The sequence below is a fragment of the Paenibacillus sp. OK003 genome, from assembly GCF_900109515.1.
GTDB classification, from domain to species: domain Bacteria; phylum Bacillota; class Bacilli; order Paenibacillales; family Paenibacillaceae; genus Paenibacillus; species Paenibacillus marchantiae.
In genome coordinates, this window is record NZ_FOBD01000015.1 from 136,696 (window position 1) to 149,370 (window position 12,675).

11 protein-coding genes are annotated in these 12,675 nt (G+C 46.2%); 6 read left to right on the plus strand and 5 right to left on the minus strand.

Annotated features, from left to right (window positions below; genetic code table 11):
- Positions 1-10: 10 nt before the first annotated feature.
- Positions 11-1,159, plus strand: a complete 1,149-nt coding sequence (locus BMW94_RS22265; RefSeq protein WP_091001084.1) for an MGDG synthase family glycosyltransferase — start codon at positions 11-13, stop codon at positions 1,157-1,159.
- Between the two features lie 84 nt (positions 1,160-1,243).
- Here the strand turns inward: BMW94_RS22265 and BMW94_RS22270 are convergent, their stop codons facing one another.
- From BMW94_RS22270 to BMW94_RS22280, 3 genes are all read right to left on the minus strand, one after another.
- On the minus strand, positions 1,244-2,791 hold the full coding sequence (locus BMW94_RS22270; RefSeq protein WP_091001085.1) for an ABC transporter substrate-binding protein: 1,548 nt from the start codon (positions 2,789-2,791) through the stop codon (positions 1,244-1,246).
- Positions 2,792-2,905: 114 nt separating this feature from the next.
- Positions 2,906-3,805 carry a carbohydrate ABC transporter permease gene (locus BMW94_RS22275; protein WP_091001086.1) on the minus strand — a complete coding sequence of 300 codons (900 nt, stop codon included), beginning with the start codon at positions 3,803-3,805 and terminating at the stop codon, positions 2,906-2,908.
- 29 nt (positions 3,806-3,834) lie between these two features.
- Entirely contained in the window at positions 3,835-4,740 is a 906-nt protein-coding gene (locus BMW94_RS22280) for an ABC transporter permease (RefSeq protein ID WP_076289941.1), read from the minus strand.
- Between the two features lie 402 nt (positions 4,741-5,142).
- Between BMW94_RS22280 and BMW94_RS22285 the strand changes: the two genes are divergently transcribed.
- Positions 5,143-7,389 carry an AraC family transcriptional regulator gene (locus BMW94_RS22285; protein WP_091001087.1) on the plus strand — a complete coding sequence of 749 codons (2,247 nt, stop codon included), beginning with the start codon at positions 5,143-5,145 and terminating at the stop codon, positions 7,387-7,389.
- Between the two features lie 124 nt (positions 7,390-7,513).
- On the opposite strand, the gene trmB is transcribed toward BMW94_RS22285, so the two are convergent.
- Positions 7,514-8,263, minus strand: a complete 750-nt coding sequence (gene trmB, locus BMW94_RS22290) for a tRNA (guanosine(46)-N7)-methyltransferase TrmB (protein WP_091001088.1) — start codon at positions 8,261-8,263, stop codon at positions 7,514-7,516.
- 152 nt (positions 8,264-8,415) lie between these two features.
- Positions 8,416-8,613, minus strand: coding sequence for a hypothetical protein (locus BMW94_RS22295; protein ID WP_091001089.1), 198 nt, complete (start codon positions 8,611-8,613; stop codon positions 8,416-8,418).
- Positions 8,614-8,885: 272 nt separating this feature from the next.
- Between BMW94_RS22295 and BMW94_RS22300 the strand changes: the two genes are divergently transcribed.
- From BMW94_RS22300 to BMW94_RS22315, 4 genes are all read left to right on the plus strand, one after another.
- A complete protein-coding gene (locus BMW94_RS22300; RefSeq protein WP_064639508.1) occupies positions 8,886-9,839 on the plus strand; it encodes a tRNA modification radical SAM protein MnmL/YtqA in 954 nt (317 codons plus the stop codon).
- 1 nt (position 9,840) lies between these two features.
- The gene (locus BMW94_RS22305; RefSeq protein WP_091001090.1) at positions 9,841-10,425 is read left to right on the plus strand and encodes a tRNA 5-(aminomethyl)-2-thiouridylate-methyltransferase MnmM; all 585 of its coding nucleotides are present in this window, start codon (positions 9,841-9,843) and stop codon (positions 10,423-10,425) included.
- Between the two features lie 187 nt (positions 10,426-10,612).
- Positions 10,613-11,590: a type I phosphomannose isomerase catalytic subunit gene (locus tag BMW94_RS22310; protein WP_091001091.1), complete on the plus strand. Its 978-nt coding sequence runs from the start codon at positions 10,613-10,615 to the stop codon at positions 11,588-11,590.
- Positions 11,591-11,655: 65 nt separating this feature from the next.
- Entirely contained in the window at positions 11,656-12,633 is a 978-nt protein-coding gene (locus BMW94_RS22315) for an alpha/beta fold hydrolase (RefSeq protein WP_091001092.1), read from the plus strand.
- The last annotated feature ends 42 nt before the right edge of the window (positions 12,634-12,675 follow it).

Sequence of the window (12,675 nt, forward strand, 5' to 3'; positions counted from 1 at the left end):
TGAAGCAAGCGTGGAGAAAAAAAGAGTATTACTATTATCTGAAGGCTTTGGCGCTGGTCATACTCAAGCCGCTTATGCGCTGTCCAGCAGTTTGCGAAAACTTTCGCCGAATGTGCAAACTAAAGTGCTTGAGTTGGGGAGTTTTTTGAACCCCAGAGTTGCGCCACTCATCATTACAGCGTACAAAAAAACGGTCATTAATCAGCCCAAGCTCATCGGGTATGTATACAGGCACCAATATAAAAAATCCTTGAACCGGCTGACTACACTTGCGTTGCATAAACTGTTCTACACCCATACACGCAGTATTGTGCGTCAGCTCCGTCCAAATGTTATTGTATGCACCCACCCTATTCCTAGTGCCGTCATATCCAGACTGAAACGTCTGGGTGTGCAGGTTCCACTTTGTACAGTCATCACGGATTATGACGCGCACGGGACATGGATTAGCCCAGAAGTGGACCTGTATCTTGTTTCCACAGATGAGGTAAAGTCCAAATTAATGCTGCGGGGTGTATCTTTAGACAAAATTCGGGTTACTGGCATTCCGATCCACCCCAACTTCTGGGAACATCCCGGGCGGGACGAGATCCGAGGCAAATTCAATTTGAAGAACATGCCTACTGTGCTTGTGATGGGCGGTGGTTGGGGAATGCTTAGTGATGAAGTGGTTAACCAGTTATTGACACGCTGGCATGAGGATGTTCAGATTATTTTCTGCCTTGGCCGCAATGACAAAAGCCGAATCAGCATGGAACAGAATCCATTGTATCAAAAAGATAATATCCATATCATCGGCTACACCAATGAAGTGGACAAATTAATGGAAGTAGCTGATCTCCTGATCACCAAGCCGGGCGGAATGACATGCAGTGAAGGTTTGGCAAAAGGAATCCCCATGTTGTTTCATAATCCCATACCGGGCCAGGAAGAAGAGAATGTTCAGTATTTCACCGCTCGAGGTTTAGGGGAGCCTATTACTTCCCTTGACGTTGTTGTAAAATGGATGAATAAACTGCTTCATAACTACCCTGACATTGTTCGCAAACGAAAACGCCACATGGCGCAAATTGCCAAGTATCACCCGATGCAGAGCGCTCAGAGTATTATCGACCTTCTGGACCTGCGTCCCTACTCGGCAGATCAAGCCAGACTGTGACGGCTTCAAACAAGCCTGCATGTACACAGTAAAGGTGCCTTCGAATTTGAAGGCACCTTTTTTTAATATGAAGAAAAGTACAAACTATTGAATCCCAGCCGACTTCAAGTAATCCTGCCACTGCTTGGTATACTCCGTCTGAATCTTCTCAAGGCCCGCCTGTTTGGCTTTTTCCATAAATATATTTAGACCCGCTTCTACATCGTCCACCAATCCTACATTCAACGGATAGAGATACTGCTTCTCTACCTGCTCCAGTGCAGCTTTCTCAGCTTGGTATGGCGTCCAATCCTCAGCAAATCCGGTGTAGATGTCCGGCTTTTTCATTTTGTCCAGCTCTTTGAAAATAGCCAGCACATCATCAAAGCTCTTATCGTAGAGCATGAATTCAGGATTACGCCAAGCCCAGCCATTCATGCCTTCGCGTGGGAATCCATTGGTCTGGGCATCGCCCACCATTTTATAATAACCGTCTTGAACTTCAAAGTTCTTGCCTTCCACACCATATTCGGTAAGCCAGTTGTAACGTTTGTCGGTAACCAGTTTCTCATAGAATGCGAGTGCTCTCTCCGGGTTTTTGCTGCTGCGTGGAATTGCAAACCCATTGTGGATCGGGTGAACCGGTTGTGCAAACCCTTTGGCATTCGGGTAAGGGAAATAACCGAGCTTCCAATCCGGGTGAGTGGACTGAACCTTGATCACATCCGCGTTAAATTTGTTCGGGTTCTCTCCCGACAGAACAACCGCCGCTTTGCCATTTTGCAGCAATGAGTTGGACGTATCCTTTACATTCAGCACGTTTTTCGGGAAGAAGCCTTTGTCCATCCAGCGTTTGTACGTTTTCAGGTCCTCCAGATGCTGCGCAGACCCCCAATAGGAAGTGATATTGGATGGAGTATCATACATGATGTCCAGTCCATAAGGGAGCTGACCTGCGGTATTCACCAGCTTGGATGTTAATTGACGAATACCATGGGTATGGTTTGCATTGCTATCCGCGATTGGAATCATATTTGGTTCATTGGCTTTGATTCCCTCCAGATAGGCTTCGAGTGTCTCCAGAGATTCCGGTTTGGGCAGATTGTACTTCTCACGCAAATCCTCACGGTACGCAATACCCTCAGTAACATATTCAGTCCATGTCGATGGCACAGTATAGATCTTGTCATTGACTTTTACCGCGTTCCACATGTCATCAGGCACATAAGCTTTGAGCGTTGGTGCTGCCTTAGGCAATAGTTCATCCAGAGGCAGGAATGCTCCTTTTTTCGCATAGGACTGATAGAACGTCCAATCCGCGGTGAAGATCAGATCAATCGGTTGACCGGAAGACAGCAGCAATTTGTATTTTTGGTCCCAGTCTGTCCATGAGGTATAGTTGAATTTTACATTGACGTTCAGATCGGCCTCAGCCAGCTTGTTAATTTCCGACTCAATCACTGGCAGATCCTTGGGTGCATCACCAAGCATGTAGAATTGCAGTGTTACCTTCTCCCCTTTGTTGTCAGAAGAACCTCCCTGCTCACTTCCTTGCGCCGATCCCCCCGAACCGTTATTACATGCGGCAAGCACCCCGGCAAACAGCATCAGGGCAAGAACCATAGACAGGTGCCGAATTGTTTTGTTACGCATACGCATCCTCCCTTTTTGTGATCAACCTTATATGTTAGCGCAGACTCGCCATGGTTCAGACGCAGACGGGCAGACAGCTATCCCGCATATTCGCACCCACAGCGCGTAAGCGTTCTAACCTTTCACCGCACCAATGGTAAGACCCTTGACAAAGTAACGCTGTACAAATGGATACAGGAACAAAATGGGGCCAGTAACCACAATAGCCATCGCCATTTTGGTCGATTCGGTAGGTACATCCTGGCTAAGTGTTATGCCGGTACCAATCGCCATCTGATCAATGAAGGTAATTGTGTTCATGGTGTTATACAAATAAAATTGCAGCTGGTACATGTCCGGGTTGTTAATGAACAATGATGATGTGAACCAGTCATTCCAGTATCCCAGTGCCAGAAATAACCCTACAGTGGCAATGCCGGGCATCGCCAGTTTCAGTACTACGCTAAAGTAAATGCGGAAATCATTCGCGCCATCGATTTTGGCGGACTCGATCAGCTCATCCGGAACAGCTGAACGAATGAAGTTTTTCATCAGGATAATGAGAAATGGCGTCATCAGTCCCGGAAAAATCAACACCGTATATGTGTCCGTAAGATTGAAATAATTTGCCAGCATGATGTACCAAGGAACCAATCCCCCACCAAAGAGGGTTGTAAAGTAGATGAAAAATGAGAAGGCGTTCCGGTACTTGAAATCTTTGCGTTGCAGTACAAATCCCGCCATCGTAATGAGAAATAGTCCAAGAGCCGTACCCACAACAGTTGTAAAAACCGTCACGCCATAAGCTTTGAGCACCTGTGTCGGAAATTTGAACACCATCTTATAACCTTCCAGGGAAAAATCGGTGGGAAAGAGGTGATACCCATCTCTTACAATGGATTCATTGCTGCTGAATGAGCCGGATAAAATCAAAAGAAATGGAATGATACAGATTAAGGAAAGAATCAGGATCATGCTGTAAGCGATGATTTGAAACAACAAGGTGAATTCCGTATCTCGGGCACGAGTATGCATAGTGGTTCTCCCTTCTGCCTAAAGGCGTTTTAGAACAAGGCGTAGTCCTCATTCACTTTACGAATGATATAGTTGACGGTCATGATCAGGATAAAACCGAACAGCGATTGATACAGACCAGCCGCAGTAGCCATTCCGATATCAAACGTCACTTTCAGGGAACGATACACATACGTATCGATGATATCTGTAGCGTTATATAAGACACCGTTATTTCCTATGAGTTGGTAAAATAGATCGAACTGTCCCTTCATAATGCTCCCGAGGGAGAATAACAGCAGGATGACAAAGGTCGGTTTTAGCATGGGTACAGTGATGTACCAAATACGCTGAAAGATATTGGCCCCGTCAATCCGGGCGGCCTCGTAATACTCATCGCTGATCCCTGTAATGGCTGCAAGGTAGATGACCATGCTGTACCCGAGATTTTTCCACAGATAAAAAATGATGATCAGAAACACCCAGATCCAGGGTGTGTTGTAAATATCAATTGGCCCCGCCTCAAAACGTTTGAGTACCGTGTTCACAAAACCAGATTCATAGTTGAACATGTTGTAAGCGATTACACTCAATAGTACAAACGAGATGAAATACGGTAAAAACATGACCGACTGCGTAATTTTCTTAAACACTTTTCCCCGAATTTCACTGAGCAAAATCGCACAGAAGATCGCTAGCCCGTTTCCCAATATAATGAAGGCCAGATTGTACCCCACCGTGTTGGTTGTCAGCTTCAGCAGCATTCCGGATTGCCACAGGAACTTGAAGTTCTCCAGGCCCACAAACGGGCTGCCGAACAAACCACCTTCAAAATCATAGCGGGTAAACGCATAATAGATGCCGACCATCGGAAAATACGAGTTAATCAGAAAAAAGATCAGTGTAGGCAGCAGCATGAGAAACATGATTTTGTTTTTGTTCAATTCTTTGAGCATGGCTCGATCCCTCCCGAATTTCTTACGGCGCGGCGCGCAGTGGAGCTCTGTTTTTATTGTAGATGCCCTGAGTGCTACCGGATACTGAATCATTCGGCCGGATCATGAACGATTCTGCGAAACCGAATATGAACAATATGAACGAACACTGAAATGAATGCCTGAGCGTTCACAAAAGTTGATATCGTGCATAGGTTGAACCTAGTGAACAATAAAGCGAAAGTTGAACTTTAGCGAAGGAAATCGGGCATAGCATGCCGTCCATCGTTGATGTAAACGCATACATAATATATAATTCAAAGATACATCCGTGATTCACCACGCCCATATATGAAGTCTCATCCTTCGCTATGAAGTCTAACTTTGTTCATCCAAAACAGGAGGTCCACGGGAGGAAAGATCATGCGTAAACGTTCAGAGGACAGTCAGAAGGTGTTTGCACGGATTCTCATCGGCATTATTGTTAGCACCGTTGCCACCTTGCTTGTGGCTTCCACCATTTTGTACGTCAACTATAATCGTATTGCTCTTCGTCAGGTCTACCGAACCGATATGAACGGCCTTACCCAGACCAGTCGGGAAGTCTCCAAGATGACCGAGACCGCCAAATCACTGTCTTATCAGATTTATCAGGATTACACCATATCTGCTCTGTTGCTCTATTCGAATCCGAGTATCTATGAAATTACGCCAGCGATGGAACAACTCGACAACTATCGCATGTCCCTGCCTTTTATCGAATCCATCTATGTATATAACTCCAAAAATGATGAGTTCTTTATCAGTTCCAATGAAGTTCGCAATGGACAACAGTCTATCTCGGAAATTGACGATCAAGGGATTACAAGCATCCTTGACCGTTTCCATGATTACAAACCTTTTGTCCCCATTCCGCGTACATACCAGGTTGGGTCCACCGAGGAAACCCAGGTCAGCAGCTATACGTACCTCTGTTATGACACGATCAATGACAATGCTACACTGAATTATGCGGTCGTCGTAAATATCAAGGACGACTGGCTCAGTCCCAATATGAACTCAGCCGATCAGCCAGGGAAAACGTTTATTATCAATGAACAGGGACAGTTATTGTCCGATTTCAGCAATCGTGCGTTGATGAAAGATTTGTCCAATGAAACGTTTATGCAGCCCATTCTGCAGAATAAGGAGCAGTCCGCTTACTTTACAGCAGAAGTTGATGGAGAAAAGTCACTTATCACCTACACGGCTCCTGACAACCTCGGGTGGCGCTATGTTCGAATCACGCCTTATGACCTCATCACCTCAGATATTCGCAATATGCGAACTCACACCGTTCTGTTTTGTCTTGGGCTATTAATTGCCGGAGTGTTCTTGTCCTACCTCGTGTCCCGGAAGCTGTATCATCCCATTGATAAAGTGCTTGTCCGTATGCGTGTGATGGAAGCGGAGCGTCGTGGCAGTCTGCATCTATTGCGACAGGATTTTCTACGCGGGGCTTTGCAAGGACGGGAAACGGTAACGGGAGGCATGCTGGAGGAACGAATGAAGTTCTATGGCTCTTCTGTTGATGTTCATTGTCTAACCAGACTGGTACTGCTTCGTATTGATCATTTTACCGATTTCAGCGATACCTACCGGGATGAAGTCCAACTTGTAAAATACGCGATGATGAACATTTGCACGGAAACAGCTGACCTCTACTACCACACCGAAGCTGTGGACATGGGCGGAGATCTGATTACACTTATCTTTAATAATAAAATTCAGGATGAAGCTGATGATGAGCGTAGCCCCATTGAGGACCTGCTACGTATGATGCAGGCTGCCGTGATGACACATCTAAGATGTTCCATTTCATTTACTATCGGACCAGCGGAAGATTCACTGGAAAACAGTATTGCTTCGTATACCCGATCAGCAGAAGCTTCTCTTCATCGTTTGTTCCTAGGCCCTGGATGCCTGATTTATACCTCGGACATCATGGCGTACCATGCCAAAGAATATGCTTTCCCTGTTGGAAAAGAGAGACAGCTGATTGATTGCCTGATGACAGGCAAGACAGGCGAGGCCAAACAGGTCTATGCAGACATCGTGAGCGAAACGGCAACCTACCCATTTACCGTATTTCAACTCGCTCTGTCCCATCTGACCATGACCCTGAATCATGTGAGAAACACACTCAAAAAGAACAACCAGCTTACCCTTGAATCCATCTCCGACCGTTCAATGCTGCCGATCCATGATGCCGAGGATTTAAGTGAAGTTCACGAACACTTTTATCGCATGTTTGAGGAGCTTGGATCCAAAGTTGAGGAAAAAAGAACACTCAAACACGAAGAACTCATTCGCAAAATTAACTGCATTATTGAACGAGATTACGCAGACACCAATCTTTGTCTAACCTCGATTGCGGACGAACTAGCCATGTCACCCATCTATGTCAGCAGGCTCTATAAACAACTAACGTTAAAAGGACTAACCGATGTTATTAATGAGACGCGCATAGCCAAAGCGCAATATCTGCTCATTGAGACAGAACACTCTGTAGCTGATATTGCCGAGCAAACCGGATTCACCAACAGTTCTTATTTCTATCGGATGTTCAAAAAATTCAACGGCGTTACTCCCAACGATTATCGACGTAAGGAGCTTCATTCGGAGCTTTAGCAGACTTCAAACGAAAAACGAAGATCAACAAGTGGTGTATTGAGGTTTAGTTCAATCAGAACAGCAAAAAAGCGTGATATGTGAGTCAGATAGTCGGACTCATATCACGCTTTTTGATATTATATTACTCTTGATCTTCGACAGACTCGTCCGCAGCTTCCCGCACTTTATACTTGTCCAAGCGGATTTGTTGATACTCGCGCAAGGCCTCTTCACCCACGATGACTTCAACCCGGTGAATGTTCATGCCTTTGCCCATGAATTTCTGCTCATACTCTGTCATGACATGCTCTTCATTCAATCCATCACGGTGCAGGTTCAGGGACAGATTGGTCATTTGCAGACCAAAGTCGGCAATCGCATTGAGAGAGAAATCAAACAATGTCTCCGAATCGGTTTTGAAATGAATCTGTCCTTTGGTGTTAAGCAGTTCCGTATATTTCTTCAGGAAGCGTGGATGTGTCAAACGACGGCGTGCATGCTTGGCTTTCGGCCAAGGATCGCTGAAGTTCAGATAAATCCGTTCCAGTTCTTCCTGTTCAAATACATCTTCAATCTGTTCGATATTAGCCAGCGCCAGCTTCAGGTTAGGCGGTGTCTCCACTTCTGCCTGACTCCATGCTTTCCGAGCCTTCTCGCTGGCACGACGCACCAGCTCATCATACATATCAATACCGATAAAATTAAATTCCGGATATTTATAACTCATTTGGCTGATAAATTGACCTTTACCCATGCCAAATTCCACAAAGATCGGATGGTCATTGCCAAACAGTTCAGACCACTTTCCTTTGTACTGTTTGGGATCAAGAACAACGAGGTCAACTTGTTGCTCCAGATTTTCCCGAATCCCTTTTCTGCCACGTAAACGCATCTTATTCCTCCGTTTATCCATACTTGTCTCAGAATCATTTTGCCGAAGAACTGGCTAATTGTAAAGAGCAATGAAAAAGGAATCTTCGGATCTGCCACTTTGGGGCAAATCTCAAAGATTCCCTCTTCGATTTATTTGGAATTGGGGTCCAACTACTTTAATAGTTCATAGTCTACCTTATCTTGGTGTGAAAAATCAAATGTCTTTTCGAAAGCATCGCGAACTTTTTGTCTTGCAGCCGCTTTCACTTTCGGATTGCCATTGAAACGAACACCTGTCAAAGCCAGAGCTTCTTCTGCCGTCAGTTCTACAGAAACATGATGAAGATCATTATTAACTTGGGAATTCATTCATATCACCTCACGGTATAGTATGGTCCATGACGTCAACATTGATTCAAATGCTATGATGAATAGTACCCATTAGATGGTGTCTGACGCTGGTTTAAATATAACATAATGTGTAAACTATAGCAAGGATAAAACCCCGTTTCTACGGCCTATTTTTGCGACTAGATTCCCCTTTTTTTGAGTTTTTTGATACAATGGTAAAAGTTCAAAAAGAGTCGAATTCGGTAATAGAATAAGCAAGCCATTAGGTAAGCCAAAGGAGTACCCTGAAGATGAATGCACCTTCAATACAACCTCCTCTTCTGTGGGGAGATAAACGATTCCATACCTGGAATTATGAAATGAGAGATGAATTTAACAATAAGGTTTTCAAAGTGATGCTGGATGCGGGTTTCACCTGCCCGAACCGTGATGGATCTATCGCCAAAGGGGGCTGTACATTTTGCAGCGCACGTGGATCGGGTGATTTCGCCGGTAGCAGACGGGATGATTTGGTCACCCAGTTTAATACCATTCGGGATAAACAGCATCTGAAATGGCCTACAGCCCACTACATTGGCTATTTCCAAGCCTATACCAACACATACGCACCCGTTGAAGAACTGCGTGAATACTTTGAAGAAATTTTGAAGCAGCCCGGTGTCGTGGGTCTTTCCATTGCCACTCGCCCTGACTGTTTACCGGATGACGTCGTTGATTACTTGGCTGAATTGAATGAACGCACTTACCTATGGGTTGAGATGGGCTTGCAAACTATTCACGAGTCCACGTCAACCCTAATTAACCGTGCGCATGATACGCAGTGTTATGAGGAAGCCGTTGCGAAGCTGCGCAAACGGAATATTCGGGTGTGTACACATATTATTTACGGACTGCCGCAGGAAACCCATGAAATGATGCTGGATACCGGACGGGCTGTTGCCAACATGGATGTGCAGGGAATCAAAATTCATCTGCTTCATCTGATGCGCAAAACGCCAATGGTGAAGCAGTATGAAGCCGGGCTTCTTCGTTTCCTGGAACAGGACGAGTACATTAAACTGATCGTCGATACGCTGGAGATGCTGCCACCCGAAATGATTGTACACCGCCTTACAGGGGATGCTCCGCGCGATTTGCTGATTGGGCCGATGTGGTCCATGAACAAATGGGAAGTATTAAATTCCATTGATCGTGAGCTGCGTGAGCGGGATTCCTGGCAAGGTAAATACTGGAGGGGTGCTTAAGATGGGCTTTCTTTCGGTTTTAAGTTGTGCCCATCAATGGATTTCTTCCCGTTTACAGCCTGGAGATTTAGCTATTGATGCAACGGTAGGCACGGGGGCGGATACTCTGTTTCTGGCACAAAAAGTTGGTAAACGTGGTCAAGTCATCGGTTTCGATATTCAGAGCGAGGCACTTACCCTGGCACAAGCCCGTATTCGCAAACAAGAGGACAGCGCCAAATTGGGCTCCATCTCCATGCTTCAATTAAGCCATGATCGAATGGCTGAGGCCGTTCCTGCATCATGGCAGGGTAACGTTGGTGCTGTAATGTTCAACCTGGGGTATCTGCCTTCGGAAGGTGCGGACTCCACCATAATTACGGAAACAGACAGTACCATTGCTGCACTCCAGGCTGCACTGGCATTGCTCAAGCCACGCGGCATTATTACCGTTGTGCTGTATCCGGGTCATGATGGAGGATCACAGGAAGCGGATGCGGTTCTTGAATGGTCCTCTGCTCTGTCTGTAGAGCAGGCACAAGTGGTAATCTATCGCCAATTGCAGCGTGAGACCTCCCCTTTTCTGATTGGCATCGAGAAAAAATAATTTCCTTTGTTCCACAAATACAATAAACTAGACACAATCGCAACAAAGCACTCTTTGGGTTTAATTTATGCGATTTGTGTACTACATAAAGACGTGCAACCGTATTCACTGTTACATTCATGCCAACTACGCGGTCATGATTGATTAAAGCGATCCACCATTTCATATACTAGAGGAGAGATTAGGAATGCCTACGCCATACCCACTGCAATTTCAACCAGAGTTCAAAGAACGTGTATGGGGAGGTCGCGCGCTGGAGCAATTCGGCCTGACGCCACCTGAAGGACATATAGGAGAAGGCTGGATGATTGCGGATCATCCCAATGGTACAACCAAGGTATTAAATGGAGCACTTGCTGGAAAAGGCCTGGACGAAGTTCGTGAGAAACTGGGCACAGCCTGGCTTGGAACCAAAGGAGTATCGGAAAAAGGCGGACGATTCCCGCTTCTGATCAAACTGCTTGACTGTAACGATGATCTGTCCGTACAAGTTCATCCAACAGATGACTACGAAGCGCTCCCTCCCGGCGAGCTTGGCAAAACGGAAATGTGGTATGTGCTGGATGCCAAACCAGGAGCACATATCATCTACGGCTTGAATGAAGGCGTTAATCGCGAAGTACTGAAGGAAGCGCTGGAGAATGGTACGGTTATGGATACCCTTCGTCAAGTACCTGTAGAGGCTGGAGATACGTTCTTTATCCCTGCGGGAACGGTACACGCTCTATGTGCAGGTGTCGTTGTGACTGAGATTCAGCAAAACTCGGATACAACATACCGGATTTACGATTATAATCGTCCAGGCCTGGATGGCAAACCACGTGAGCTGCATGTTGAGGATTCGTTGAATGTAACGGCTTATGAGGGCGCTGGCGCCACGACGATGAAAACCAACAATGCAGCTCCAGGTGAGTGGCTGAAGCTTGCGGAATGCCCATACTTTGTAGTAGAAAAAGGGATTGTTACAGGACGTTGGGAGCTCTCTACAAGTGCTGAAAGCTTCACTATTCTTGTGGTCTGTGAAGGTAGCGGAACGCTGGAGTGGAATAACGCAGATTCGGATAAAATTGAATTGAAAGCTGGACAATGTTACTTACTGCCTGCTAACCTGGGCTCCTATACGCTGGATGGCAACACTACTGTTCTTCGCTCTTCTTTGCCTTAATTGAATAATCAATGAACTATTCAAGTGATTGGCTAATGTGACCTGTGAAGGAGGATTTACACGAGATGCAGGAATCTACCTTTAGCCTGGTTGGCAATGAAGGTACCCGTATTCATGTGTACCGCTGGCTTCCCGATCCGGAGTGCAACATCAAAGGTGTAGTCCAGATTGCACATGGCATGAGCGAGACCGCTGCCCGATATGCTGAGTTTGCCCAACATCTCACCACGCACGGCTACGCCGTCTACGCCAATGATCATCGCGGTCACGGTAAAACGGTAGAGAACTCGAATTTGTTGGGCAATGCCGGCGTCGATGCTTTCCGCTGGATGGCGAGTGACATGATGAATCTGGGCGAAGTTGCCGCCAAAGAAAACCCTGATGTGCCCCTCTTTCTGATGGGGCATAGCATGGGGTCGTTTTTGGTACAGCATCTAATGTATGCTGGCCACGAGCGTTACCATGCATTTATTTTGTCCGGCACTAATGGCAAACGTGGTCTTCTTCGGATTGGAGAGAAACTGGCTTTCTTGCAGTGTAGCATTCAGGGAACCGGTCATCCAAGTATGCTGCTCAATGCGCTCGTATTTGGCGGATTCAACCGTTCTTTCCGTCCGGCAACGACGCCGTTTGATTGGCTGTCTCGGGACCCCGAAGAGGTCAAGCGGTTTATGGATGACCCTTTGTGTGGAGCCGTCTGCTCCGCAGGTTTTTTCCGCGACTTTTTCAAGCTGCTGTTGGACATTCACTTGCCACGTAACATGAAACGTATTCCCAAGGATAAATCTGTATATCTGTTCTCGGGTGAACAAGATCCGGTGGGACTTCATGGCAAAGGAGTGCTTAACCTGGTCTCCCAATATCGGGAGCTTCAGCTTGAGGATATCGAATACCGCCTCTATCCGGGGGGACGCCACGAAATGCTGCATGAGACGAATCGGACTGAGGTTGCAGGGCATGTCGTGGAGTGGCTGGAGAGACATACGCCCGACTACAGTGCATCTCATTCCACAACACACGCAGAAACGGCCGATTCCGTGTAATGCGGTACAAATTACTTATGCAATGACAAAAGCCCCTGAACG